Consider the following 25,533-nt stretch of genomic DNA (forward strand, 5'->3'; position numbering starts at 1 on the left):
AAACGAGCTGTAATATCGTTAAGTTTATTGTAAATAGGGCAAATGCTAGAACAATTCGTGCCAATTCTCTAGCGTGATTCATAAAAAATTAAATAAATGCTTATTCTTTGATTCGATCATACTCCGCAAGGGTTTGTTGCCATTGTTTGACCTTGACTTGTTTACGTACAGACTCCAGTGTCTCGAATACGACAGATTCAACCAATTGCTCAAGCTGACGATTATTAATATTGATTTCACTTACTCTTTGAGAAATTAATTGATAAGTAGGATTTGGAGCATCTTGAGATCCCTCAATTAAAGGTTCAATTAAACCTGCACTAATATTTTCACCTAATCTTTGACCAATGCTTTGAATTTGCTGTTCAATGCGGCCACCGACTAAAGGAATTAAGCGTAATAATTGAGTTAGCTCAGGCGTATCAATAATGGCTTGATCTACAATTTTGCCCACACCTTTTGTAATGGCAGGCTTTTGTTCTTTTAAAGCGGTGGCTAAAGATTCTTGTAATAATGCAGTTAGAGCGACAGTAAATTGCTCACGATGATGATTAACCAAGTCATGAATAATCTGTTTATGGCTAGAACTGGTTTCAAGTTCATATCTAATGCCATCAATCACGGTAATTACAACGCGGTCAGATAATTCTTCCATTACGACGCGATAGTAAAACAGCCCAGTTTTCCGCCAGCTTTCCGGAACAACTGGATAGCCCAACTCATGTAAACGGTAAGCAATAATCCCAGCGCGGAATAAACGTAAAAAACGGAGCTGAGGAATAATAGCTAAAATTTCATACCAGTGAATAAAAGGAAAAAAGAACCAACGTTTATGGTGCTTATTGATGATCGCAATAGCCCAGCGTACAAGCAGCTCAATAATTAAAAAACCAATAAACCAAGCTTCTGACGTAATCACCCAAGGATGTAGTGAAGTACGATAAAAGCTGAGTACTTGGGGCAAGTGAATATGTTCAAAGAACCATGCCCCAATACTGCTCATTAAAAAGAAATTAGTCGCAAGACAGAACAAGTTAAAAATGATAATAAACACCATAAAGATGTCGTAGACCAAAAACAGCTTAAATGAAAGGCTGTTTGGGTCTACATGATGGTATTTCGTTTTTTTCCCAGAACTGTTTTGCATAATAACGGGTGCTTTCTTAAATATTTGCAGTGGTATATTGAGACTTCATTTGCTCAATAAGTTGATCTTTTTCGGTCCAAATGTCATGAACCCATTGCTGAAAACGTTCACGATAAGCTGCGTCATCTTCATAGTTGCCGCCAAGTACCCAGTCTGGAATTTCAATTTTACGTAAGTTAACCGCAATTTTAGAAACATCCCCAAGCCAGAAATTGCTATATCCCGGTACGCCATCAGGATAGACGATGGTCATATCAACTAGGGCATCGATTTTGTCACCCAAGATGTTTAATGCAAGCGCCAAGCCACCTGCTTTGGGTTTTAGCAAATGCTTATAAGGGGATTTTTGCTGGTCATGTTTTTCTTGAGTAAAACGAGTACCTTCCAAATAATTTAATAGGGTGAAGGGCTGACTTAAAAGCTGCTCACAAGCTTTACGTGCTTCCATCATGTCACGGTCTTTAAGTTCAGGATTCTTCGCGATCTGTTCTTTAGTGTGACGTTTCATCATTGGGAAGCCTAAAATTTTAAATGCTTGCCCAACAAAAGGAATAAAGATGAGTTCCCATTTAGTAAAGAAACGGGTAAGGGGCATACGGGTTAAACCAAAATATTGATTTACAGTCGTGTCAACCCAACTTTGATGATTACAGGTCATTAAATAACGACCTTGCATATTCAGATCAAGCCCTTCATCAATGGTAATGTCCCATTTTAGATTGGGTAGAACATGGTCAATTAACCAGTTATTTACCCCTAACCAGCTATTTGTAATTTGAATATTAGTTTCATCTATTTTTGATGATTTTTTTAAAAGCTTGGTCAGACCTAATGCAAGAACAGGAGGACCATGAAAAAAAGTACTTCCTGTAATGACTGTACCTACAGTGAGTCCACGTGTAATTTTTTTTAGCGCAGATTGTTTATTGGGTGCAGTTGGCATATAAATGACCCCGAATGTCTCAAATCCATAGAAAAGTTGTTCAACTATAACTGTCATAATATGAAATACAACGTTATCTTAGACAACAATGAAGAAATTGTGATGAGCTAGCATCTTAAAGTGCATCAAAATATTACAAAAACATAACTAAACTGTTTATTATTAACAAAATATCAATGTTTTATACTTCCTTTTTGTTTCATTATTCATTCAGACAACAAAACACACAAAGTGAGGAGGCATGCAATGCGTGCATTAGTTATTTCAACAGTGGTAGGGGCAGCAGTAGTTCTTTCTGGTTGTCAAACAACTGGTAATAATCTTGGTGGCGTTGAATACGATAAAACCGCATTAGGTACTTTAATTGGTGCAGCAGCTGGTTATGGTATTTCTAAATCAAATGCAAACTCTAGCCGTCAAAACAACCGTGCTGCGGCAATTGGTGCAGTTCTTGGTGCTGCTGGTGGTGTATACCTTGACCAGAAAGAGAAAAAATTACGTCAACAAATGGCGGGTACTGGTGTAGACGTTGGCCGTAACCCAGATGGTTCTGTTCAATTGATCATGCCTGGTAGCATTACTTTTGATACAAACAAATCAAACATCAAGCCAAACTTCTACGCAACTTTGAACAAAGTGGCTCAAACTTTGGCTGAAGATAACAAGAGTGCAATTCTTGTAACTGGTTATACTGATAACACTGGTAATGACTCTATCAACATTCCATTATCACAAGCACGCGCTCAATCAGTACGTAGTTATTTAGCTAGCCAAGGCGTATCTGCTAGCCGTATCGACGCGCAAGGTTATGGTTCATCTAACCCGATCGCAGATAACTCAACTGCATCTGGCCGTGAACAAAACCGCCGTGTAGAAATCAGCATTTATGCTAAACAATAAGATCTAGTTTATTGTTTCAAAAACCACCTTCGGGTGGTTTTTTTATGGGGGCAGTACAAAAAATAATCACGACATTCTGCGGCGCATAAATTGCATTATTAGACATCATTTATACATATCCGTAGATTTACTATTGGGATTCTAAAAAAGAGATGACTATAATCATGCTCGAAAAATTAAGAGGTAATACACGATGTCATCTGCCAGTCAATTGAACAACAAGCAAGAAGAAGCCATGAAATATACTCAGGGCCCTTTATTGGTGCTTGCTGGCGCTGGTTCAGGTAAAACATCGGTAATTACGCGTAAAATTGCCTATTTGGTGCAACATTGCCGTATTCCTGCGCATCGTATAACCGCGATGACCTTCACAAACAAAGCTGCGCGTGAAATGAAAGAGCGTGTGACCAAGCTTTTGTCGCGTGAAGAAGCAAAAGGTCTATCCGTATCGACCTTCCATACTTTTGGTTTAAACCTTTTACGTTTAGAACTTAAAAATTTACCTTTAAAAGCTAATTTTTCGATTTTGGATGCAGACGACTGTAAACGTATTTTGATGGATTTGATGCATCGTGACAATTTATCGGGTGCAGAGAGTAAAGAATTAATTGCCAAGGCAATGAAGAAAATTTCAGATTGGAAAAACGATCTGATTTTGCCTGAACAAGCGCATTCGACTTGTGAAACACCAGAAGATGTCCAGTTTGCTCATCTTTATCAACTTTATGAACGTAATTTACGTGCCTACAATGCTGTCGATTTTGATGACTTGATTGTTATGCCAACACGCTTATTGCAAGAAAATGCAGAAGTACGTGACAAGTGGCAAAACCGTGTCCGTTATTTATTAGTCGATGAATATCAAGATACCAACACCGCGCAGTATATTTTGGTCAAACTTTTAGTTGGGGTAATGGGGCAGTTCACCGCGGTAGGTGATGATGACCAGTCGATTTACGCATGGCGTGGTGCTAAGCCTGAAAATATGGCATTGCTTAAACAAGATTTCCCAAATCTACATATTATTAAGCTTGAACAAAATTACCGTTCGACCAGCCGTATTTTAAAAGCAGCTAACTGTGTGATTCAAAACAACCCACATATTTTTGACAAGAAATTGTGGAGTGATAAAGGACATGGGGAAGTCATCCGAATCATTACATGTCGTAATGATGACGATGAAGCAGAGCGCGTGGTCAAAGACCTACTGACTCACAAGCTGATGAACGGTAAGAACTGGAAAGATTATGCTGTGTTGTATCGCGGAAACTTTCAGGCACGTGTGTTAGAAACCCAGCTTCGTCAAATGCAAATTCCCTATAAACTCTCTGGCGGTACATCGTTCTTCGCCCGTGCAGAAATTAAAGACGTGATGAGTTATTTACGTCTTATTATTAATCCAGAAGATGATAGTGCTTTCTTACGAATTATTAATACGCCTAAACGTGCGATTGGCCCTGTTACTCTAGAGAAACTAGGTTTATTTTCACAAGAAAATAATTTGTCTTTACTCGGTGCTTCTGCGGACCAGCGTTTAAGCATGGTGCTTCCTAAAAAGGCAGAAACACAGCTTCATGAGTTTGCCGATTTTATCGCGACATTTACGCGTGAATTGTTAGAAGATGATGAGCCTGTGCCTAAAGTTCGTCAAATGATGAATGAAGCGGGTTATATGGATTACGTTCGAGAACAGTCAGCAACACCTGCACAAGAGAAAAGTAAACTCGATAATATCGAGAACTTATTTACCAGTATTCAAAATCTGATTAATCGTGCTGAAGATGTTGATGAAAAGAATATTGAAAGTGTCATCCGAAAACTAGTTTTGCTCGATCTGTTAGAACAGCAGCAAGAAGAAGAAGATACAGACAAAGTTAACCTTCTTACTTTGCATGCAGCAAAAGGTCTGGAATTCCCATATGTGTACATTATGGGACTTGAAGAAGAACTATTGCCTCACAAGAACTCGATTGCAGCAGAAACCATTGAGGAAGAGCGCCGTCTCATGTACGTGGGAATTACACGTGCACGCCAAGGTTTAACGTTAACTCTAGCGGAACAGCGTAAAAATGGTGGACAGATGAAACAAATGACGCCTAGCCGTTTCCTTGATGAGCTTCCGCAAGATGAGCTTGAGTGGTTAGGGCGTAAAAAGAAAATTGCGGCTAATGTTGACCCTAAAGAACAGGCTCAACAATATCTGGCAAATTTAAAAGCTTTATTAAAGCGTTAATTTTTTTAATTTTTAGGAAATCCCATGAAAGTTCAAGTGAAATTGCTCGATCCGCGTTTAGGTAAAGAATGGCCTTTACCTTCATATGCAACAGCAGGTTCAGCGGGTTTAGATTTACGTGCCTGTTTAGATGAAGCAATTGATATTGAACCAGGACAAACTGTTTTAGTTAAAACAGGTATGGCAATTTATATTCATGATGTAAATTTTGCTGGTTTAATTTTACCGCGTTCAGGTTTAGGTCATAAACACGGGATCGTGCTTGGCAACTTAGTTGGTTTGATTGATTCGGATTATCAAGGTGAATTGATGGTTTCAGTTTGGAACCGTGGTCAAACCACATTCCGTTTAGAACCAGGTGAGCGTTTGGCACAATATGTTTTAGTGCCAGTCGTACAAGCTGAATTTGAGCAAGTAGAAGAGTTTGAAGAAACTTTACGTGGCGCTGGTGGCTTTGGCCATACAGGTAAACAATAAGTTTTTTTAAATATTAACGAAAATCAAACGCCTGTTGAACAGGCGTTTCTTTTTACATCTTGAATGTTACAAAGGATTATATTACAACACGCTTTACTCATATTCTTTTAACTTTTTTAGCAAACAAACCTTTCAAAAATTTTGAATAATCTATGTTTTTGCGATAGATCGAATTGATCTTTAAATAGAAGATACGCTATGAATGTAAGACACTCATTTCCAAAAAGTATTTTTCGTGCTTACGATATTAGAGGCAAACTTTCTTTCTTAACCACGGACGTTGTCCGTTCAATTGCCTACGGATTGGCACAACAATACAAACAAGCAAAACAAACTCAATTAGTAATTGGCTATGATGCCCGGCTCACAAGCCCAGCCTATGCACACTTAATTGAAGAAATTTTAATAGAACAAGGTTTAAAAGTGACCAATATTGGTTGCTGTTCATCACCAATGATGTACTACATTGCACGAGATTTTGGTGGCAATGGCATTATGGTGACAGCAAGCCATAACCCAAAATCTGATAATGGTATTAAGTGGATTTTAAAAGGCGAACCGCCGTCTCCGGAAATGATTCAACAGGTGGGTGAAGAAGCCCAAACTTATGTACCAAGCCATTCAATTTCTGTACTTGAGTTAACCTTACCGCAATTTAAAGCTGAATTTTGCCAGCAATACCAACAAGCCATTTTTAAAGATATTCAGTTAAAACGTCCTTTAAAAGTTGTTTTAGATGGTTTGCATGGTTCAGCTGGGCATTGTTCAAAACTAATCTTAGAAAAAATGGGTTGTGAAGTCATTGCTTTACGCACTAATCCAAATGGAGAGTTTCCAGATCACGCACCAGATCCATCACATGCAGCTCATTTAATTAGCTTGCGTAAAGCCGTGGTCGAGCAGCAGGCTGATATCGGCATCGCTCTTGATGGCGATGGAGACCGTGTTGTCTTAGTCGATGAAAAAGCACAGATATTAACAGCAGATCGCTTATTATCGCTTTTTGCGCAAATGTGCCTTGAGCAGCATCCAGAGCAAGAAATTGTTTTTGATGTGAAATGTTCACGTATGGTTCAAGAGACCGTCGAGAAACTCGGCGGAAAAGCAAAAATGATCCGCACGGGAAGTAGTTTCCTAAGGGCTTATTTATCTCAATCGAATGGACGTGCCATTTTTGGTGGAGAATATGCAGGTCATTATGTGTTTAATGATGGCCGTGGTTTTGGCTACGACGATGGTTTATATGCTGCATTACGAGTAATGGAGTATTTTACCCAATCTGATGCCGCTACAATTTCTGAATTATTTGCTCCATATCCAGAAAGATGTTGTACAGAAGATACCTATATTGGTACTTATCAGTCTGATCCAAAGTATGTATTACAAGATATTGAGATTTTAAGTCATCGCTTAGGGGCACGTATTAGTAAAATTGATGGCGTACGTCTTGATTTTGATGATGGTTTTGGCATTATTCGAGCATCAAATACTGGTGAATACTTTACAGTACGATTTGATGCAGATAATCCTTTACGATTAAAGGAAATCCAGCAAAAATTTGTAGATATGTTGCAAGAACACTATCCGCAAATTGCACAAGAACTTTCAGAGGCCTAAGTAAGGAGAGGCGTAATGCCACAACATCAGCATATCGGTGTCGACAAAGCAAAAATCTTGATTGAAGCTTTGCCGTATATTCAACGCTTTACTGGTAAAACGCTGGTGGTGAAATACGGTGGCAACGCAATGACTGATCCGGAGCTTGAAAGTTCATTTGCCCGAGACATCGTTTTACTTAAAACTGTAGGATTAAATCCGATTGTTGTTCACGGTGGTGGGCCGCAAGTGGATTCATTCTTAAAGCAGTTAGGCCGTGAATCTGACCGTATTGACGGTATGCGCGTAACTGATGCTGCAACCATGGAAGTGGTTGAAATGGTGTTGGGCGGCAGTGTAAATAAATCAATCGTTAACCTGATTAATAAACACGGTGGACGTGCGATTGGTTTAACGGGTAAAGACGGTAATTTACTTCGTGCCCGCAAATTGCTTATGGAAAAGCAGGAAGAAGATGGTTCTATCAAACATATCGACTTGGGTATGGTTGGTGAAGTCACAGGCGTTAAAACAGATGTATTGGAAATGTTCACCCAAAGTGACTTTATTCCAGTGATTGCACCGCTAGGTGTAGACGAAGAAGGCAATACTTATAATATTAATGCTGATTTAGTTGCAGGCAAGGTTGCAGAAGCATTAGGCGCTGAAAAATTAATTTTGCTCACCAATATTAGCGGTGTGCTTGATGAAAATAAAAATCTGTTAACTGGTCTTACGACACAAGAAGTTGATCGCCTCATTGAAACAGGTGTGATCTATGGCGGTATGATTCCTAAAGTAGGCTGTGCGCTTGATGCTGTTAAAGGCGGCGTTGTGAGTGCGCATATTGTTGACGGTCGAGTGCCACATGCAACATTACTTGAAATCTTCACTGATCATGGTGTTGGAACGCTGATTTCTAACCGCACTAAAACAGCTTAAGAAATCCGTTATTCTCAATAAAAAGATCACCCTAGGTGGTCTTTTTTTATACCATTTTGATTTGGTCATTTTTTTGTCATGAGCTTTGACTAGTGTAGGGGGTGTCACTAGGAGCGTTCATTATGCTGGAAAAATTTAATCAATATCGCCAAACCTGGACTTTACCTTTAAATCGTCATAAAGCAATAAATCAGACGCAATTTCGTTTTGAGTGGGTTGATAATTTAAAAGAATTACAAGATGTACAACGGTTTCGTGCACAACAATTTAGTCAACAATTCGGAATCAAGTTTGAAGATAACTTAGACCAAGATATTTACGATTTTGGTTGTGAACATGCGGTCTTGCGTGAAAAGTGGACTGGAGAAATTGTAGCGTATACGCGTTTAAAACTATTTCAAGGCCATGAAATAGCACAGAGTTATAGCGCACATGAGTTTGATATAGTTCCTCAGTTATCGCATCTTCCAAATGTGTTAGAAATAGGCCGTACTTGTGTACATCCTCGCTTTCGTAATGGTAAAGCATTATCTATGCTGTGGTTAAACCTTGCACCGAAAGTGCTATGGTCAATGCGTGCTAAATATTTAATGGGCTGTGTCAGTATTCATTTGCAAGATAATTTGGCTAGAGCGTACTACACACATCGTCAGATTCAGCAGTTACCAGAAAGCAAAACGATTGATATCCGTTCGAAAAAAATCTATGAACCTGAATATCCTGAGTTTAGCTTCCCACAAGATGAACGTATGCCAAAGCTATTCCAAATGTATCTGAGCATGCAATCAAAACTATCGAAACAGGCTTTTTTTGATGAAGAGTTTAACTGTTTGGATTATTTTGTATTTCTTGAGGTGAATAAAGTCGCGACCTCGTTTGTCATGAATAAAATGGTGCAGCGTTAATCATATTTCCTATTTTGTAATAGCCAGCACATATTGAGATTTGCAAGCACTTTTACTCTCATGCACAATAGAGCGATGGGGTAATTAGAAGTAGTTTAAAAAGCGATATGTGCCAGCTATTAGGAATGAATTGTGCAACACCAACGGATATCACTTTTTCCTTCCGTGGTTTTTCACAGCGTGCAGGAATTACCTCAGATCATAGTGATGGATTTGGCATTGCATTTTTCGAAGATAAGGCGTGCCGTTTATTCGTTGATAACCAATCGGCAGTTGAGTCTCCAATTGCCGATCTTATTCGTAATTATCCTATTAAATCACGTAATGTGATTGCTCATATCCGTAAAGCTACTCAAGGCAAAATCACTTTAGAAAATTCACATCCCTTTATTCGTGAGTTGTGGGGGCGACACTGGATTTTTGCTCATAATGGCGATTTACATGACTTTAATCCGCCGTTAAGTGGACGTTTCACACCAGTAGGTAATACCGATAGTGAGCGGGCATTTTGTTATTTGCTCGATCAACTCGTTGAAGTATTTGGTTATGAAGAGCCAAGTCTTGAACAAATCTTTGAAGTATTAGAAAAGATTTCTCCGCAAATTGCAGAATATGGCACATTTAATTATTGCCTATCTAATGGCAAAGCATTATTTAGTTATGCCATTACTAAATTACATTGGCTCGTTCGTGAATATCCATTTAATCATGCTCATTTAATTGACTTAGATGTCGAAGTCGATTTTAGCCAGGTAACAACACCTGACGATCGTGTGGCAGTAATAACAACTGAACCTTTAACACATAATGAAAATTGGACAGCGTATCAACCTGGTGAAATGATTTTATTTCAACATGGTAAACCAATTAAAAAGGCTATTACCTTTGTAGAAAGATTAAAGCGTGAACAGGAAAATCCTCAACTTAAACGTATTACGCGTGCAGATCAGTATTAATATAAAATATATTTAAAATATATGAATAAGGATATTTATATATTTTTATCATTTAATAATAAAATATTTTGTTTAAAAAATACTTTATTATTTTAGTTGGTTAATTTTAATTAAAATATATAAAAACAATAGCTTGTGTTAAATTTAATTTTTATATGCTAAAGCCGACAAAATAGGTTTGTTTTTATTTATATTCTTTAAATATATCATGCAGTTTATGCAACAATCATTAAGCATCATTGGGGAGATGTATGAAAATGAAATGGGCTTCAGAATATAATACGGGTATTGATGTTATTGATGAGCAACATAAACGAATACTTGATTATATTAATGAGATTGATGATGTAAAAGATGAAGAGGATAGACGTCGTATTAAAGATGTTCTAGACAATATTATCGATTACACGCAATCACATTTTACTTTCGAAGAAAGTTTGCAAGAGGAAGCTGATTATAAATATCGTGTACCTCATAAACGTGTACATGATTTGTTTATTAAAAAAATCGAGCTATATCGTGAGCGTTTTGAAATGGGTCACACGATTGAAGCAGAATTACAAGAAATTTTGGCTAAATGGTTAATTAACCATATTCAACATGATGATGCCGATTATGTAGGAGCAGTAAAAGAAAATATGATGGGAATTATTAGAGAAAAAGAAAAGAAAAAAGGGAAAAACTGGTTTGCTCGGTTTTTCTCATAACCTGAAATAAAAATAACTCATAATTTCAGTTAGCGCGGCAAACTATCGATTCGGTAGTTTGCTTTTTTTATTGAGCAAACTTTGATTTTCAAGCATGACACGGGCAAAATATCTCTAGTCTTTTTCAAGGAATGCATAATGCAGGACATACCTATGTCACGATGGTTATCGCCCCTGATGGCGTTTTGCTTATCTTTCATCATTATGGCGACATTGGCACCCACAATGGGAATCCAGATTGATCGTCAACTCGATTTCTGGTTATTGTGGTTAGGCACAATGTTGTTATTGGCACTACCAGTTTGTTATTTGGAAATTGCTTTAGCAAAACGGTCGAAGACTACAGCCTTAAATGCTTTATCAAGTTTAACTCGTGAAGCAGATAGTTCTCCAAAATGGCGTTTGGTTGGCTGGCTTGCAGTTATTTTTATTCCATTTTTAGCTGGTAATGTACTAAGTACCGCTGGCAATTTACTGACTACACAACTTAATAATAGTGTTTCAGGACAACTTGTTTTTGCTGGTCTTGCTGTTGTGGCCCTCATTTTATCCTTTATTCCACGTCAGATTTTAATCTTACTGATGACGATTGGTGTAATTGCTTCTCTTGTTTTAGCTAACACGATGGGAACGACTTTAGAGCCTTGGCATTGGACCAATGTTGAGTTTAAAGAGTGGGGTAATGCAACTGTACTTGCACTTGTTGCGAGTGGGCTAGGTTTAGGGCTTTACTGGCAAAATAGTGTAGGTGTTGTTCAGTCGCAAGAAGGTGCAACGAAAACTGTTCTTCCAATTTGGTTAGCTCAGTTAATTGCTGTGATTGCCTTCGGTTTCTTTTCTTTACAAGCACAGCTTCCTGTTTTTACTTGGATCTTTACCGCAGTAATGACAACAGCGTTATTTGTGCAATTGGCTAGAGAGCAGCTTGCTCAGCGTCAGCTTATGCCTATTTTACAGTGGGTGATTATTGTTGTAACGATTGCTGTTTGGGCTGTGCCTGAGCTTCATAACATCTTTACGCTGATTTTGATGCTTTGGGGATTACTCATTTGCTTGATCTATGCCATTTTTGCTGGCTGGGTTATGAAAATTAGCCATTTGCGTAAATCTATGAATTTTAGCAATGAGTTGTTTTATAACTTATGGCGCATTGCGGTACGTATTGTATTGCCGCTTTCAATTGTCATTGCCATGATTGCGGTGATTGGACAAATGATCTGATGGAAAAAGCTCAGCAAGTGTGGGTTGCTTATGCAGCCCCAGAGCAACAGTTTTTAGTTGCTATTCCATTTGAAGCTGGTATGACTGCATTACAAGCAGTTGAGGCGAGTGGCTTGCAGACACAGGTCAGTTTGCCTGAGCCATTACAACTTGGCATCTTTGGTGCAAAAGTTGAAGCACATGCGATTTTGCAAGCTGGTGATCGAGTTGAGGTTTATCGACCTTTAACGATTAACCCTAAAGATATACGTCGTAAACGCGCCGAGAAAAACCCTGTGGGGCGATATATTAAAAGTAATCGCTTTAAGCAATAAGCCCCATAAACAAAACCCCTCAAAGTATTTCACTTGAGGGGTTTATTTTTATTAGAAAAAACGATTATAGTGGTGGTGCAGTTAAAATCGCTTCTTTAGAAGCAGGTAAACCTGGTTGCGATTCTGGAATAGTTTCTAAACCTTCAATTTTAGTTACTGTGCCAGTGCCATCAAAGTAAATTTTTAAATGCTGACCGTGTGCTGCGGGGATTTTTGCTTTTTTAGCATAAGTTCCCGGGATATAGTTGTAAATGTAGTCCCAACGTAGAGGATTGAGGGGATCAGTCACAGTTGGACTACCAAGCAAAAAACGCACTTGCTGGAAATTCATGCCGACTTGTACTTGAGAGGCTTGAGCTTTGGTCAATGGAGTCCCTTGAGGAATATCAACCTTATATACACCAAAGATTGAACAACCAGCAAGGAGTGAAGTGACTAATAACGTCAGCACGAGTTTTTGCATTTTGCTACACTATCCCAATAAATTATGATGCATTTGATCAAAGGATAGATCATACTTCATCTAAATTCTATTGCCTATTCCAACTTGAGATTTGTTGAGAGACCTTTTTTCATGCCTATTTCCAATCAAGATTTGCGCAAAGCTGGACTTAAAGTTACCCTTCCTCGAATTAAGATTTTGGAATTATTAGAAAATTCAAAACAACATCATCTTAGCGCTGAAGATATTTACAAGACTTTGTTAGAACAAGGGGAAGATGTCGGCCTTGCGACAGTTTACCGTGTGTTAACACAATTTGAAGCTGCAGGTATCATTCAGCGCCACCATTTCGAAAATAATCATTCTGTTTTCGAAATTATGCAAGAAGATCACCACGATCATTTGGTTTGTCATAATTGCAACAAAGTTATTGAATTTACTAATGATGTTATCGAGAAAGAACAGCATGCTGTAGCTGAGCAACATGGGTTTACCTTAACGGGTCACTCATTAAACCTCTACGGTTACTGTAACGAACCTGAATGTCAGGAAGTACTGCGCAAGAAATAATCGTTTTCACACAAAGAAAACAAATAAAAAAGGAAGGTTACGTTTAACCTTCCTTTTTTTATGAAGAAATTACTGTCGGTCGAAGGTTAAATGCTGATTTGTGCCTGCAATTTGATCAGGTCCTTCTTCGGCAAGCTTAATTGTTAAACGCAAATCGTTTGGTGAGTCGGCATGTTTTAATGCATCTTTATAGGTAATTTGGCCTGACTTATAAAGATCAAACAGTGCTTGGTCAAAAGTTTGCATACCGAGTTCACGTGAGCGTTTCATTAAATCTTTAATTTCATGAATTTCGCCTTTGCGAATATAGTCTGAAATTAGTGGTGAGTTAATGAGAATCTCAATCGCTGCACGGCGCGAATTACCATCTGGAGTCGGAATAAGTTGCTGTGCAATCATGGCCTTTAAGTTAAGAGATAAGTCCATGTAGAGCTGACTGTGGCGGTCACTTTCAAAGAAGTGAATAATACGGTCAAGTGCTTGGTTGGCATTGTTTGCATGCATTGTGGCTAAGACCAAGTGTCCCGTTTCGGCGAAGCCAATCGCGTAGTCCATAACTTCACGAGAGCGAATCTCACCAATCAAGATTACATCGGGTGCTTGTCGCAACGTATTCTTTAAAGCAATTTCAAATGAGTCTGTATCAATCCCGACTTCACGTTGGGTAATGATGCAGCCAGCGTGTTCATGAATAAACTCAATCGGGTCTTCAATGGTAATGATATGACCTTTAGAGTTATGGTTACGATAGCTAATCATTGAAGCCAATGATGTCGATTTACCTGTACCTGTTGCACCTACAAAAATAATGATGCCGCGTTTGGTCATCGATAAATCTTTAAGCACAGGTGGTAACTGCAAGTCATCAATTGAAGGAATTTTAGTTTCAATTCGACGTAGTACCATGCCGGGCATGTCACGCTGTTGAAAAGCACTCACACGAAAGCGGGCAGTTTTATCGCGGTTCATAATGGCAAAATTACATTCACGAGTCTCTGCAAATTCTTTGCGTTGTTTTTCACTCATGATGGAATGTAATAGTTGTCCAATAATTTCGCCTGAAAGACTATTTTTTGAAATGGGAACAATTTGCCCGTTAATCTTCATCGATGGTGCAACGCCATCTGTAATAAAGAGGTCGGATGATTTTTTTTCAACCATGAGGTTGAGCAGGTCATTAAAATCCATATTTATTCTCTAATTATTTTTATAAAAATGATTCAGGCTGTTTAGCAGCAGTACGTGCGGTTTGTGGGCTGATCACACCGCGAGACACCAAATTTTTTAAGCTTTGGTCGAGGGTGGTCATGCCATGATTTGCACCAGTCTGAATAGCTGAATACATTTGCGCGACTTTGTTTTCACGAATTAAGTTACGAATGGCAGGAATACCAATCATGATTTCATGAGCTGCCACACGACCGCCGCCATTCTTTTTAAGCAGGGTTTGTGAAATAACAGCCTGCAATGATTCAGAGAGCATGGCACGAACCATATCTTTTTCTTCGGCTGGGAATACGTCAATTACACGGTCAATGGTTTTCGCAGCAGAAGTGGTATGAAGTGTACCAAATACCAAATGTCCTGTTTCGGCAGCAGTAAGTGCTAAACGAATAGTTTCGAGGTCACGCATCTCACCGACTAAAATAATATCAGGGTCTTCACGCAGTGCTGAACGTAGCGCCTCATTAAAGCCGTGTGTATCACGATGTACTTCACGTTGGTTGATGAGACATTTCTTAGATTGGTGTACAAATTCGATAGGGTCTTCAACCGTTAGAATGTGGTCATAACGATTTTCGTTGATGTAGTCCATCATCGCTGCAAGCGTCGTTGATTTACCCGAACCTGTTGGACCTGTCACCAGTACAATCCCGCGAGGATAGTCACAAATGTCTTTAAAGATTTGTCCTAAGCCTAAATCTTCCATGGTGAGTACTTTGGACGGAATGGTACGAAACACTGCACCCGCACCACGGTTTTGGTTAAATGCGTTTACACGGAAACGAGCAACGTTGGGCACTTCAAAAGAAAAGTCGGTTTCGAGTTTTTCTTCGTAGTCACGACGCTGTTTATCATTCATGATGTCGTAGACCAAACGATGAACATCTTTATGATCTAGAGCAGGTAAGTTAATGCGACGGACTTCACCATCAACGCGAATCATTGGTGGCATGCCAGCAGATAAGTGTAAATCGGACGCGCCATTTTTCACAGAGAAGGCGAGTAGCTCTGTAATATCCATAATTTCCCCAAGTAAATCAAAATATGTCATTATTTTGTAGAATAATATACGGCTTTCACCGAGGCTTACCAACACCTCGCTTTAGGTGAAAAGCAAAAAAGTTTTTTGAAAATGAGAACCTTGTCAATGAATTACCTGCAAGATGCGCGTCAGCACGTATTACAGCAAATCCAAACTGCTTGTGAACATGCTCAGCGTGCGCCTGAAACTGTGCAACTTTTAGCCGTATCGAAAACACATCCAAGTGAAAGTTTGCGTGAAATGTATGCAGCAGGGCAAAGAGCATTTGGCGAAAACTATTTGCAAGAAGCTTTGGAAAAAATCGAAGCTTTACACGACTTAGACATTGAATGGCATTTTATTGGTCATGTTCAACGCAACAAGACGAAGCATTTGGCCGAGAAATTTGATTGGGTACATGGTGTAGATCGTTTAATTATTGCCGAGCGATTATCTAACCAACGTGGCGATGATCAATCTGCACTTAATATTTGTTTGCAAGTCAATATTGATGGGCAAGACAGTAAAGATGGTTGTGCACCAGATGAAGTTGCCGAGCTGGTTGCTCAAATCAGTCAATTACCAAAAATCAAGTTACGCGGTTTAATGGTCATTCCAGCACCTGACAATACTGCTGCATTTGCAGATGCTAAAGCCTTGTTTGATGCTGTGAAAGACCAACATGCCCACCCACAAGATTGGGATACTTTAAGTATGGGAATGTCGAGTGATTTAGAAGCTGCAATTGCTGCTGGTTCAACCATGGTTCGTGTAGGAACAGCCTTATTTGGTGCTAGAGACTATTCGCAAAAAGGCTAATGTAAGCTTTATCTTACAGAAACTGCGGCCTTTTGCGGCTATGGCAGACAACGTTTTTTTCGTACTATGAACTCATCAGGAAACAGGATGTTTCTAAGAATAACAATAAACAGTGATGAATGGATGCATACAGGTACGACAGGAGTTATACCAACGCAGAATCTAAAAAAGCCCCGACAGGATGTCGGGGCTTTTTAGTTTTAACCTACTACTTCTATGGTACTTGCACCTGCACCGAGTGGTTTTACCTGAATTTGTACAGGAATACGCTCATGCATTTCTTGAATGTGTGAGATGAGAATGACTTGGCGTCCCTGATTTTGCAATTGGTCTAAAGCATTCATTACCATGTGCAAAGATGAGGCGTCTAAAGTACCAAAGCCTTCATCAATAAACAGCGATTCAATTTTCATTGAGCCCGAGGCCATATTGGCAATCGCTAAAGACAAGGCAAGGGCAGTTAAGAACGACTCGCCGCCAGATAGCGATGCGACAGAGCGAGTTTCGCCGTCCATGTCATGGTCAATAATCGCAAGGCTTAAAGACTGATCTAGACGTTTTAACGTATAACGTTGAGACAGCATTGCCAGTTGCTGGTTGGCATGTTCCACTAAAATATCTAGGTGATATTGCTGGGCATAGTCGCGGAACTCTTTACCTTTTGCATCACCAATCAAGCCTGAAATTTTGCTCCAGCGATGTTCTTCTTGCTGAATATTTTGAATTTGCTCAGCGTATTGTTGCTGTTTAGCCAGATTTTGCTGATGGACTTCAAGCTTAAGCTTAAGCCGATCACGTACTTCAAGCTGGGCTTTGAGTTCTACAATATTGTTTTGAATAAGGCTAACAAGCTTTTCATATTCAATGTCTGGCTGAGTTTGTAAGTGCTCGCTTAATTGCTCTTGCATGGTTTTAAGGGCAGAAGAAGCTTCACTTAATAAACGCTCGGCATGATTAAGACGGTTACGAATGTCTTGCTCTTGGGCGGAATTGATTTGCATGAGCGCCGTAAGATCAGTTGCCTGAAAATCAGTATGGGCTTTTAACCAGTTTTGAATTTGTTCATTAATCTGCTGCTGGTGCCCCGCAGTGTGTTGATGTTGATGCTTAAGCTGATCGAGCGATTGTTTTTGTTGTTCAAAGTGCTGTCTGGTTTGTTCGAAACGCTGTTTAGCTTCATGATATGCCGTTTGTTGCTGCTGACGTTTAGCGTCATGCTCAATTAACCATTCGTGCGGTTTAATGTCAGCGCGGCCAGTCATTTGCTGAATGAGCGACACCGCTTTTTCATTATTTTGTTGGCCTTTAAGCGTAATCTCTTGGAGATTTTGATCGATCTCATCAATTTGCTTGGCCATTTGTTCAAAGTTAGCAGTTAACATTTTAAGTTCTTGTTGCTGCTGTTCAAAACGATGTGAAAGCTGTTCTTGTTGCTCAAGCTGCTTAGCGCGTGCATCAAGAATAGTCCAAGTCTGCTTAGCCGTTTGGCTACTCGACTGCTGCCATGCGTGCTGTTCGGCTTCAGATAAACACTCAACAATATGTTGAACTTGTTGTTGCCATTGCTGTGCCGTATTGAGCAAGCTTTCATTGCGCTGAATAGATTGCACCAGTTGATTGTGATGTTTAATCGCTTGGGTTAAACGCAAGTTTTCTGAGTCAAATGAATTTATGGCAGTTTGCGCAGCTTGTCTGAGTTCGTTCAGCGTTAGCAAGATCTGCCCAGGAGCTTGATTAAGCTCAATGTGTAACTGATTGAGGTTAAACGCTTGCTCAAGTTCTTGTTGCAAGCTTGATTGTTTTGTTTGAAGTTGAGCTAGATATTTCTGAACTTGCTCAAGCTCGGCACGACACTGGGTAAGTGCATGTTGCTGGGTTTGCCATGCATTAAATTTAGTTTGCTCGAGTGCAACAGCTTGCTGCTCTTGTTGTTGCTGCAAATCGAACAAGGCCTTGGAGACTGCACTGTCATCAACACGATAGGGATGATGTGTACTTCCGCACACTAGACAAGCTTCGCCTTCTTTAAGATTGGCACGTAACTGCTCAATATTTTCAGTGTGTAGTAAACGCTGCTGTTGCAGGATGTGCTGTAACTTTTCACGTTCAGTTTTTGCTGTTTGGTAGTCTTGTTCAGCTAACTGACAAACGGTTTTAAGCTGCTGCTCTTGGGCTGAGGTCTGCGTTTGTTTTTCAGAGAATTGCTGAAGCTCAGCATATAGCTCATGATAAATTTTAATTTTTTGCTGAATCAGATCTAACTGAGTGATTTGAGCAAGTTTCTGATCTTTATCTTTACGCTGTTGCTCAAGTTTTAACTCAATTTGTTCAACTGTGCCGAGTGAAGCTGTGAGTTGTTCGAGTTCACTTTTAGCTTCCGATAGCTTTTGGCGAGCAAGGGTAGGATTGCCAAGCTGTTGTTCAATTGCTTCGTAATTTTGAATAAATTGCCCGAGCTGATGCAGATGCGCTGAAAGGCCTTTGTCCAATACAGCATATTGCTGAGTCTGAGTAAGCTGCTGTTGTAGATGAACTTGGTTCTGCTCAAGCTGTGCAATGTGCTGTTGCACAGTGTTTTGCTGTTGTTGCAGTGGACTGAGTTTCTGCTCAAGTACATTTTTCTTTTCTTTGCACTTTTTATATTCATCGCCAATAAAAGTACGTTCTTGAATAGACTGTCGAACTTGATTTAAAGATTGTTGATGCTGTTGCTCAAAATCGAGCGTTTGTTTGAGTTCTTGCTCTGCAAGTTGATATTGTTTTTGACCCGTTTCAAAAAATTGTATTAACTCATTAAACTTGGTTTGAGCTTGCTGAATTTGTGGCTCAAGTTGTTGTAGCGTGTGTAAATTTTGAGCTTGCTGAAAAACTTGTGGGCGTATTTCAGAGAAAACTTCGAGTCTTTTTAATTGCTCACGCTCACTAGCCAATTGTTGATGATGATTTTGTTGAGTTTGAAACTGTTGTTGTTTAGCTTGAACTTCTTGTTCAAGTTTTGCCTTACGCTCAAACCATTGTTGTTGTTTGTCTAAGACATTTTTTTGTTGTTCTAACTGTTGATGGTTTTGCTCGGCTTGCTGATATTGCCCGGTAAATGCAGCAATATCTTCATCAGACAAAATTTCGATATGTCCTAAAAAATCTTCAAGCTGTTTACGCTGCTTTGCTATATCTGCGGTTTTACGAAAAGCCAGCTCACCAATTTTGGCGAAAATGCTGGAGTTGGTCAGGTACTCGAGTAACTCTCCACGTTCGCTGTCTCGTGCTTTTAAAAACGCGGTCACTTCTGACTGAGCAAGTAGTACAGCACGAGTAAACTGTTCAAAAGAAAGCTGGGTAATTTGTTTAACTTTTTCATCAACCGCTTTGGCTTTGTCGGCAAGCACCACGCCATCGGTCAGGCATTTTAAGTGGCGCTGTACACTTTGTAATTTACCATTTGGGTTTTCGCGTGCCCGTTTAATTTCCCAACGTGCCAAATAGCGTTTTTGATCTTGTGCGATAAAGCAAAGCTCAGCGAAACCATGTCCTGTACCACGGCGTAAGACTGTTAAAGGTGAGTTAGTGAGTAATTCAGAACCATCGACATCTTTTAATTTACCATCGCTGTCTTTTAGACGTGGAACCCGATTAAACAAAGCTAGACACATGGCATCTAAAATGGTCGATTTACCTGCGCCAGTTTTCCCTACAATAGCAATGAGACCTGCATGGGCGAGAGGCGCGCTTTCAAAATCAATAAAGTGTTCATCAGAAAGAGATGCCAGATTTTTTATTCGAATGGATAAAATTTTCATGACATATCCTTAATGGCTTGCATCATTTTCAAGATGTTTTTGTGCTTCTTGTACTAGGCTTAGAAAATCTTTTAATACTGCATCATCTGCGCTGTAACCTTGTTTTTCCCAAATATTTTGAAAGAGTTTTTCTGGTGTTGGGGGTTCAAGTGCGATTTGCTGAGTAGTATTTGAATCGGTCGCGTCTTTATTTACATATTGACGTGAAATACGTACTAAACGATAGCGGTCAGGTGGTAGGGCCGCTTCAAACTGCTGACGTAGATTAGGCTGTGGCGGCGTTAAACTATAATATTCAATATCGACATATTCACGGTGGTCAATATTCTCAATTACGCCGTTTGGCAAGGCTTTGAGTTGTTGCAGCACTTCGTTTAATTCACCACGAATGCGGTGCAACTGTATACAACGTGGAATTTCGACAGCGTCAAATTGCAAACGGCTGTCTGTGTCTTGAGTCGGATCAACTTTGACTTCAACTACTTGGTGCTTATAGTTAATTTCACTAAAAGAAAGCGGAATTGGCGAGCCACTATAACGAATGTGTGGCTGACCTACTTTTTGTGGTTTATGCAAATGCCCTAAAGCGACATAGTCGACAGCATCTTCAAATAAAGTCGTTGAAAGTGCCTCTTCATTACCAATAATAATGGGGCGTTCAGAGTCGGATGTTTCCCCACCTTGCATGTGGGCATGCGACATCAAAATAAGCGCTTGCTCTGGTGTCTTACGACGTTTGGCTTCGGCAATGAGTTGCTGGTGCAAATAGGCAATCGCGTTTTTGCTGTTAGTTGTATGTTCATTAAAACCCGTAATTTCGGCCGAGCGTAAAAAAGGCAGGGCAAGGCACCACGCCACAATATCCTGATTTTGGTTATAGATAGGTAAAAGTAGTCGATCGAGATCTAGGGTTTTATCTTCATTCCAGCGAACCACGCCCACGGTTTTTGCATTGTATTTTTCTAAAAGTGGTTCGACCTGTTCAATACGGTAGCCTGAGTCATGATTGCCCGCAATCATGAGTGTTTGCATGTGCGGTGCAATGCGATGTGCATCTGCTAAAAATTGGTAGAGTTGTTTTTGTGCTTGAGAACCCGGGTTAATGACATCAAAAATATCGCCAGCAATAAGCAGAGCATGCGGCTGTTTTTCTTGAATTTGAGTGAGTAACCAGCTTAAAAATTGTTGGTGTTCGTAGTGGCGTGAATGATTATAAAAAAACTGCCCCAAATGCCAGTCAGAAGTATGTAGAAAATGTACGGACATAGAAACAGACATCAAGCCAAAATAAACACAGATACGTTAGCATAAATTGGCGAGAGATTTTATCAAGACATTTTAAAGTGCTCGTTATTTAAGCCCCACTAAAACTTGAATTAAATTTTTCACTTTAAACGCTGCTTTGTTACTATCAGGGCAAACCATGAACTTTGAGAAAAAAATGACCATTCATGAATACGAAGTAAAAATACAGTGGGAAGGCAATACGGGTACAGGCACTTCATCTTATCATTCTTATAAACGCGATTTTAGTATTCAGCATCCGCAAAAGGCCACAATTCAAGGTTCATCAGATCCTGCCTATTTAGGCGATGTGACCAGATGGAACCCTGAAGATTTATTGGTGGCATCAGCTTCAGCTTGTCATAAGCTTTGGTATTTACATCTGTGTGCAGTCAATCATATTCATGTGCTGAGTTATGTCGACAAAGCACTTGGCTTTATGGAAGATGCAGATCCAGTTAAACGTGGTCACTTTACCCAAATTATTTTAAGACCAGAGATTGTTTTGGAAAAAGGTGCCGATCAAGAACTTGCTGCAAAACTACATGAAGAAGCGCATCATGAATGCATGATTGCCAATTCGATGAATTTCCCAATTACATGTGAAGCAAGCTTTAGCTTTGCCGAATAATTAATATGAAATAGCCACCGTTAAAAAGGCGGTGGCTATACATTAAAAAATAATTAAAGTGGTTAAATAAAATCTTTAAGCTGCATTTTCATCGACTTGAAAAATACCAAAAACGTTGTGGTCTAAATCGACAAAGTAACCATGCCAAGCGCGGCCCGGAATAGCAAATTTATCCATTGCGACAATACCACCTTGCGCTAAAATTTTTGCAGCTATGTCATCAAAGTTTTCGACCTGAACCGAACAGGTAAATGCATTGGTGCCATATTCTATTGGAGGTGTTTGAGCAGGGCGTTTTAATAGTCCACCCATAATTGAAGGTGTCTCTATGCGGTAATATTCAATTGGTAAGTTTGGATCTAATTTAAATTGCCAACCAAACACAGCTTGGTAAAACTGCGCATCGCGGGCAGGGTTTGAAGACTGGATTTCAAAATAGGCAATAGTGTTCATATTATTTAAATCATATTTTTATGGTGTAAAAAGTATAAGCATAGCCTTTATAGGCACGAAAGTACTATTGTGTACGGTGAGCGTAAAATAAATGAAAGTGCTAGAAAATAAAAACCGACGATTCGAGTGATGAGAGAATCGTCGGTCAAAAACTTCATCAAGGGTTTCGGCTGCTAACAAAACCTAATCCGAAGGAAGGAAAGAGTCGTAATGAAAGGTCACCGAAACAATTTTGCGGATGCCGTGCAAAGGAAGTATTCGGTTGCTGCGACCTTGTTACCCTATATAACGTCAAGAGATCAGGATTGGTTGACAGAAAAATGAAAAAAAATCGAAAAAAATTTATAATTATTTTTTGAACCCATAAATTAGGCAAAAATATGACCAAATTACGTTCTTACTTTCTCTGGTTTTTTGGTTTATGCATTGTGCTCACATTAATTGTAGGTGTGGTTGCAGCACTATTACCAGCGAGTGTAGGTGGTATTTTAACAGCCGTTCCATATTTAGGCGCAATGATTTTTGTCTTATTTAAATTTTTAAAGAAAGAACGCCGTGCACCGACTGTACCAGAAAAAAAGAAATTTACTTTAGGTTTTACCCTGATTTTTTGGGGCTATAACTTATGTGGTGTTTTATTTGGCCTATTTTTATTTGCCAGAAAAGACCCTGAGATTTTGCAAAACTTTATGCTTTACCTCAAACAACCTCAGTTTTTAAGCATTATGGTGATTATGCTTTTAATGTTAGCTATTCCACTTTATTTAATTACCTACTGGTTTTATGGCAAACAAGCACAGCGAATGGCTGACAAAATGTTTAACGTGCAATAGATCACTACGAAAACTCATACGATTAAATATAAATGAGTCTTATACAATTAAATAAAACTTGAATCCTCAGCTTAGGAGGAAATATGAATAAGAATGTATTAATTACAGGTGCCAGCGGTTTTATCGGAACGCACTTAATTAAGTTCCTGCTACAAAAAAATTATAACGTGATTGCAGTGACACGGCAGGCTGGAAAGACATCTGACCATCCTGCCTTGCAGTGGGTGCAAAAGTTTGAAGATATTTCGACACGGCAAATTGATTATGTGGTGAATTTGGCAGGTGCAAATATTGGCGAGAAACGCTGGACCGAGTCACGTAAAAAACAATTGATTGAAAGCCGTGTGAATACGACCCGAAAATTGTATGCATGGCTCAAGCAATCTCAAATTTTTCCAGAAGTGATGGTCTCTGGTTCTGCAATTGGTTATTACGGAATAGATGATCAAGAAAAGTGGACAGAAGTGTGCACAGAACAAAGCCCGCCACAGCCTATTTTTATGTCCGAGCTTTGCCAGGAGTGGGAGCGAGCAGCGTTAGTAGATTCTCAGCAAAATACCAAAATTATTCGTTTAGGTGTAGTGTTTGGGCAGGGCGGTGGTATCTTGCCTAAAATGTTGCTTCCTATTCGACTCAATTTAGTGGGGCAAATTGGTCACGGTCGTCAGCCTGTGGTTTGGGTACATATTGAAGACGTATTAAACGCAATTGAGTTTATATTTCAACATCCTCAATCTGCTCAAATTCACAATGTCGTGGCACCAGAAAATGTGACTCAAAAAGCTTTTGTTGAACAAGCTGCTGAGGTTTTAAATAAGAAACCACTTTTGTCAGCGCCTAGCACTGTTTTTCGCTGTTTGTTGGGCGAACAGTCGCAGTTGATCTTAAATGGGCAATACGTCAAACCCGCCGCCTTACAAGCAGAAGGATTTGAGTTCGCCTATCCGCAATTAAAAATGGCTTTAGAGAATATATTGGCGTCAGGCTAAGATTTTATTTTGCAAACGCTCCGGTGAATAGGCTTTGGCATCTACTAATGTCGGTTGACCCAGCATAAGCTGACGGAGCAATTGCGCAGAACCTGCGCCCATACACAAACCATTTCTAAAGTGCCCAAAGTTTGCCCACAGGTTATCCATTTCAGGCATTTTGCCAATGTATGGAACACCGTTTGGTGAACTTGGTCTGAGGCCTGCCCAGCGATGTACGATCGGGAAATCGGCCAGTTCAGGCACCATTTCTAAACATGCTTCTAAAATATTGTGCTGAGTCGTTTCATCGGTAGAGGTGTCAAAACCACGATGTGCCATGCTTGATCCACACACAATATGACCGTCCATACGTGGAATCAAATACATCACTCGATTCATACACATGGTCGGTAGCCAGTGAGCTGGGGTTTTAAATAATAACATTTGGCCTTGCACAGGTTCGACTGGAATTTCGAGTTGTAATTGTGAGTTCCAGTAATGACTCCAAGCCCCCGAAGTTATTACAAAATGATCTGCTGTGTGTTTGAGACCATCTTCGGTTTGTATGGCTTGTATAACGTCGCCATGTTGAATCAGTTTTTTAACAGCAGAGTGCTCAAAAAACTCAACATTTGGATGTTGTTTTAAATAGCTAATCAGGGACTGTAATACACGCGGATTGCGAATATTAGACAGTTCAGGAAAATAAATCGCTTCTTGAAACTGATCGGAAATATGTGGATTTACTTGCTCTAGGGCATCTCGCTGTAAATATTCACAGCGCTGCATCGGTTCTTGATGCTGCTCGGCGTAGGAAAGTCCAACGTCAAAATCTTCTTCATCAAAAATCAGCATGCCTGTGTCATGAATTTCAAAATCAATGCCTGTAACAGGGTAGAGCTTTTGGTTCCATGCTTGATAAGAGGCTTTGCCGAATTGAGCGAGTTGGTTCACTGCATGCACATAGCGCCACGGGTACATCGGAGAGAGAATACCTCCACCAGCCCAAGAGGCTGCTTGTCCCGCTTGTTGTTGATCAAAAATGCTGATCGTACAGCCTTGTTCAACCAACTCCAGCGCAGACATTAATCCACTTATGCCCGCGCCAATGATTGCAATATGCATGCAGTGTTATCCTTTCTCTGCG

The 25,533-nt window shown here is 39.6% G+C and carries 24 protein-coding genes; 15 read left to right on the forward strand and 9 right to left on the reverse strand.

What is annotated here, in order from left to right; all coding sequences use genetic code 11:
* Nucleotides 1-100 precede the first annotated feature (100 nt).
* Together AW165_RS07180 and AW165_RS07185 are read right to left on the reverse strand one after the other, a co-directional pair.
* Entirely contained in the window at nt 101-1,147 is a 1,047-nt protein-coding gene (locus AW165_RS07180; RefSeq protein WP_005803142.1) for a hypothetical protein, read from the reverse strand.
* A 16-nt stretch (nt 1,148-1,163) separates the two neighbouring features.
* Nucleotides 1,164-2,090 carry an acyltransferase gene (locus tag AW165_RS07185; protein WP_057085441.1) on the reverse strand — a complete coding sequence of 309 codons (927 nt, stop codon included), beginning with the start codon at nt 2,088-2,090 and terminating at the stop codon, nt 1,164-1,166.
* A gap of 246 nt (nt 2,091-2,336) precedes the next feature.
* Between AW165_RS07185 and AW165_RS07190 the strand changes: the two genes are divergently transcribed.
* From AW165_RS07190 to AW165_RS07235, 10 genes are all read left to right on the forward strand, one after another.
* Nucleotides 2,337-2,990, forward strand: coding sequence for an OmpA family protein (locus tag AW165_RS07190; RefSeq protein WP_009390536.1), 654 nt, complete (start codon nt 2,337-2,339; stop codon nt 2,988-2,990).
* A gap of 193 nt (nt 2,991-3,183) precedes the next feature.
* The gene (locus tag AW165_RS07195) at nt 3,184-5,223 is read left to right on the forward strand and encodes a UvrD-helicase domain-containing protein (RefSeq protein ID WP_005070868.1); all 2,040 of its coding nucleotides are present in this window, start codon (nt 3,184-3,186) and stop codon (nt 5,221-5,223) included.
* A 24-nt stretch (nt 5,224-5,247) separates the two neighbouring features.
* The gene (dut, locus tag AW165_RS07200; RefSeq protein WP_002121799.1) at nt 5,248-5,700 is read left to right on the forward strand and encodes a dUTP diphosphatase; all 453 of its coding nucleotides are present in this window, start codon (nt 5,248-5,250) and stop codon (nt 5,698-5,700) included.
* Nucleotides 5,701-5,898: 198 nt separating this feature from the next.
* Nucleotides 5,899-7,317: a phosphomannomutase/phosphoglucomutase gene (locus AW165_RS07205; protein ID WP_060465357.1), complete on the forward strand. Its 1,419-nt coding sequence runs from the start codon at nt 5,899-5,901 to the stop codon at nt 7,315-7,317.
* Nucleotides 7,318-7,332: 15 nt separating this feature from the next.
* Nucleotides 7,333-8,238, forward strand: a complete 906-nt coding sequence (gene argB / locus AW165_RS07210) for an acetylglutamate kinase (RefSeq protein ID WP_002121716.1) — start codon at nt 7,333-7,335, stop codon at nt 8,236-8,238.
* 122 nt (nt 8,239-8,360) lie between these two features.
* Nucleotides 8,361-9,143 (forward strand): GNAT family N-acetyltransferase, encoded by a 783-nt coding sequence (locus AW165_RS07215; RefSeq protein ID WP_002121744.1) that lies wholly within the window; start codon nt 8,361-8,363, stop codon nt 9,141-9,143.
* Between the two features lie 107 nt (nt 9,144-9,250).
* On the forward strand, nt 9,251-10,099 hold the full coding sequence (locus AW165_RS07220; protein ID WP_060465358.1) for a class II glutamine amidotransferase: 849 nt from the start codon (nt 9,251-9,253) through the stop codon (nt 10,097-10,099).
* A 251-nt stretch (nt 10,100-10,350) separates the two neighbouring features.
* Entirely contained in the window at nt 10,351-10,806 is a 456-nt protein-coding gene (locus AW165_RS07225) for a bacteriohemerythrin (protein ID WP_002121698.1), read from the forward strand.
* 153 nt (nt 10,807-10,959) lie between these two features.
* Complete coding sequence (locus tag AW165_RS07230) at nt 10,960-12,027, forward strand: hypothetical protein (RefSeq protein WP_155859632.1); 1,068 nt, start codon at nt 10,960-10,962, stop codon at nt 12,025-12,027.
* A complete protein-coding gene (locus AW165_RS07235; RefSeq protein ID WP_014205982.1) occupies nt 12,027-12,341 on the forward strand; it encodes an RnfH family protein in 315 nt (104 codons plus the stop codon). Before AW165_RS07230 ends, AW165_RS07235 begins: the two co-directional genes overlap by 1 nt.
* 64 nt (nt 12,342-12,405) lie before the next feature.
* On the opposite strand, the gene AW165_RS07240 is transcribed toward AW165_RS07235, so the two are convergent.
* The gene (locus tag AW165_RS07240) at nt 12,406-12,804 is read right to left on the reverse strand and encodes an outer membrane protein assembly factor BamE (RefSeq protein ID WP_002121740.1); all 399 of its coding nucleotides are present in this window, start codon (nt 12,802-12,804) and stop codon (nt 12,406-12,408) included.
* 111 nt (nt 12,805-12,915) lie between these two features.
* On the opposite strand from AW165_RS07240, the gene fur reads away from it, so the two are divergent.
* Nucleotides 12,916-13,353 carry a ferric iron uptake transcriptional regulator gene (fur, locus tag AW165_RS07245; protein WP_002121758.1) on the forward strand — a complete coding sequence of 146 codons (438 nt, stop codon included), beginning with the start codon at nt 12,916-12,918 and terminating at the stop codon, nt 13,351-13,353.
* A gap of 69 nt (nt 13,354-13,422) precedes the next feature.
* Here the strand turns inward: fur and AW165_RS07250 are convergent, their stop codons facing one another.
* Together AW165_RS07250 and AW165_RS07255 are read right to left on the reverse strand one after the other, a co-directional pair.
* The gene (locus AW165_RS07250) at nt 13,423-14,541 is read right to left on the reverse strand and encodes a PilT/PilU family type 4a pilus ATPase (protein WP_060465360.1); all 1,119 of its coding nucleotides are present in this window, start codon (nt 14,539-14,541) and stop codon (nt 13,423-13,425) included.
* Between the two features lie 19 nt (nt 14,542-14,560).
* The gene (locus AW165_RS07255) at nt 14,561-15,598 is read right to left on the reverse strand and encodes a type IV pilus twitching motility protein PilT (RefSeq protein ID WP_002121749.1); all 1,038 of its coding nucleotides are present in this window, start codon (nt 15,596-15,598) and stop codon (nt 14,561-14,563) included.
* Between the two features lie 126 nt (nt 15,599-15,724).
* On the opposite strand from AW165_RS07255, the gene AW165_RS07260 reads away from it, so the two are divergent.
* The gene (locus tag AW165_RS07260) at nt 15,725-16,417 is read left to right on the forward strand and encodes a YggS family pyridoxal phosphate-dependent enzyme (protein ID WP_032057669.1); all 693 of its coding nucleotides are present in this window, start codon (nt 15,725-15,727) and stop codon (nt 16,415-16,417) included.
* A 200-nt stretch (nt 16,418-16,617) separates the two neighbouring features.
* Here AW165_RS07260 and AW165_RS07265 read toward each other — a convergent pair whose 3' ends face one another.
* Both AW165_RS07265 and AW165_RS07270 read right to left on the reverse strand, forming a co-directional pair.
* A complete protein-coding gene (locus AW165_RS07265; RefSeq protein ID WP_060465361.1) occupies nt 16,618-20,214 on the reverse strand; it encodes an AAA family ATPase in 3,597 nt (1,198 codons plus the stop codon).
* Between the two features lie 9 nt (nt 20,215-20,223).
* Nucleotides 20,224-21,492 carry an exonuclease SbcCD subunit D gene (locus AW165_RS07270; protein ID WP_060465362.1) on the reverse strand — a complete coding sequence of 423 codons (1,269 nt, stop codon included), beginning with the start codon at nt 21,490-21,492 and terminating at the stop codon, nt 20,224-20,226.
* A gap of 163 nt (nt 21,493-21,655) precedes the next feature.
* Between AW165_RS07270 and AW165_RS07275 the strand changes: the two genes are divergently transcribed.
* Nucleotides 21,656-22,129 (forward strand): OsmC family protein, encoded by a 474-nt coding sequence (locus tag AW165_RS07275; protein ID WP_212823837.1) that lies wholly within the window; start codon nt 21,656-21,658, stop codon nt 22,127-22,129.
* Between the two features lie 75 nt (nt 22,130-22,204).
* On the opposite strand, the gene AW165_RS07280 is transcribed toward AW165_RS07275, so the two are convergent.
* Complete coding sequence (locus tag AW165_RS07280) at nt 22,205-22,582, reverse strand: VOC family protein (protein WP_014205987.1); 378 nt, start codon at nt 22,580-22,582, stop codon at nt 22,205-22,207.
* Between the two features lie 380 nt (nt 22,583-22,962).
* Between AW165_RS07280 and AW165_RS07285 the strand changes: the two genes are divergently transcribed.
* Both AW165_RS07285 and AW165_RS07290 read left to right on the forward strand, forming a co-directional pair.
* Nucleotides 22,963-23,415, forward strand: a complete 453-nt coding sequence (locus AW165_RS07285) for an ABZJ_00895 family protein (RefSeq protein WP_017386708.1) — start codon at nt 22,963-22,965, stop codon at nt 23,413-23,415.
* Between the two features lie 83 nt (nt 23,416-23,498).
* Nucleotides 23,499-24,404 carry a TIGR01777 family oxidoreductase gene (locus AW165_RS07290; RefSeq protein WP_060465364.1) on the forward strand — a complete coding sequence of 302 codons (906 nt, stop codon included), beginning with the start codon at nt 23,499-23,501 and terminating at the stop codon, nt 24,402-24,404.
* On the opposite strand, the gene AW165_RS07295 is transcribed toward AW165_RS07290, so the two are convergent.
* Nucleotides 24,396-25,511 (reverse strand): NAD(P)/FAD-dependent oxidoreductase, encoded by a 1,116-nt coding sequence (locus AW165_RS07295; protein ID WP_060465365.1) that lies wholly within the window; start codon nt 25,509-25,511, stop codon nt 24,396-24,398. The genes AW165_RS07290 and AW165_RS07295 overlap by 9 nt on opposite strands.
* Nucleotides 25,512-25,533 lie beyond the last annotated feature (22 nt).

Origin of the sequence: Acinetobacter sp. LMB-5 (assembly GCF_001541635.1) — a bacterium.
Lineage (GTDB): Bacteria > Pseudomonadota > Gammaproteobacteria > Pseudomonadales > Moraxellaceae > Acinetobacter > Acinetobacter pittii.

Coding starts and splice junctions, on each gene's coding strand:
- AW165_RS07180 (WP_005803142.1), bottom strand. CDS start 1,147: ATGCAAAACAGTTCTGGGAAAAAAACGAAATACCATCATGTAGACCCA.
- AW165_RS07185 (WP_057085441.1), bottom strand. CDS start 2,090: ATGCCAACTGCACCCAATAAACAATCTGCGCTAAAAAAAATTACACGT.
- AW165_RS07190 (WP_009390536.1), top strand. CDS start 2,337: ATGCGTGCATTAGTTATTTCAACAGTGGTAGGGGCAGCAGTAGTTCTT.
- AW165_RS07195 (WP_005070868.1), top strand. CDS start 3,184: ATGTCATCTGCCAGTCAATTGAACAACAAGCAAGAAGAAGCCATGAAA.
- dut (WP_002121799.1), top strand. CDS start 5,248: ATGAAAGTTCAAGTGAAATTGCTCGATCCGCGTTTAGGTAAAGAATGG.
- AW165_RS07205 (WP_060465357.1), top strand. CDS start 5,899: ATGAATGTAAGACACTCATTTCCAAAAAGTATTTTTCGTGCTTACGAT.
- argB (WP_002121716.1), top strand. CDS start 7,333: ATGCCACAACATCAGCATATCGGTGTCGACAAAGCAAAAATCTTGATT.
- AW165_RS07215 (WP_002121744.1), top strand. CDS start 8,361: ATGCTGGAAAAATTTAATCAATATCGCCAAACCTGGACTTTACCTTTA.
- AW165_RS07220 (WP_060465358.1), top strand. CDS start 9,251: ATGTGCCAGCTATTAGGAATGAATTGTGCAACACCAACGGATATCACT.
- AW165_RS07225 (WP_002121698.1), top strand. CDS start 10,351: ATGAAAATGAAATGGGCTTCAGAATATAATACGGGTATTGATGTTATT.
- AW165_RS07230 (WP_155859632.1), top strand. CDS start 10,960: ATGTCACGATGGTTATCGCCCCTGATGGCGTTTTGCTTATCTTTCATC.
- AW165_RS07235 (WP_014205982.1), top strand. CDS start 12,027: ATGGAAAAAGCTCAGCAAGTGTGGGTTGCTTATGCAGCCCCAGAGCAA.
- AW165_RS07240 (WP_002121740.1), bottom strand. CDS start 12,804: ATGCAAAAACTCGTGCTGACGTTATTAGTCACTTCACTCCTTGCTGGT.
- fur (WP_002121758.1), top strand. CDS start 12,916: ATGCCTATTTCCAATCAAGATTTGCGCAAAGCTGGACTTAAAGTTACC.
- AW165_RS07250 (WP_060465360.1), bottom strand. CDS start 14,541: ATGGATTTTAATGACCTGCTCAACCTCATGGTTGAAAAAAAATCATCC.
- AW165_RS07255 (WP_002121749.1), bottom strand. CDS start 15,598: ATGGATATTACAGAGCTACTCGCCTTCTCTGTGAAAAATGGCGCGTCC.
- AW165_RS07260 (WP_032057669.1), top strand. CDS start 15,725: ATGAATTACCTGCAAGATGCGCGTCAGCACGTATTACAGCAAATCCAA.
- AW165_RS07265 (WP_060465361.1), bottom strand. CDS start 20,214: ATGAAAATTTTATCCATTCGAATAAAAAATCTGGCATCTCTTTCTGAT.
- AW165_RS07270 (WP_060465362.1), bottom strand. CDS start 21,492: ATGTCTGTTTCTATGTCCGTACATTTTCTACATACTTCTGACTGGCAT.
- AW165_RS07275 (WP_212823837.1), top strand. CDS start 21,656: ATGACCATTCATGAATACGAAGTAAAAATACAGTGGGAAGGCAATACG.
- AW165_RS07280 (WP_014205987.1), bottom strand. CDS start 22,582: ATGAACACTATTGCCTATTTTGAAATCCAGTCTTCAAACCCTGCCCGC.
- AW165_RS07285 (WP_017386708.1), top strand. CDS start 22,963: ATGACCAAATTACGTTCTTACTTTCTCTGGTTTTTTGGTTTATGCATT.
- AW165_RS07290 (WP_060465364.1), top strand. CDS start 23,499: ATGAATAAGAATGTATTAATTACAGGTGCCAGCGGTTTTATCGGAACG.
- AW165_RS07295 (WP_060465365.1), bottom strand. CDS start 25,511: ATGCATATTGCAATCATTGGCGCGGGCATAAGTGGATTAATGTCTGCG.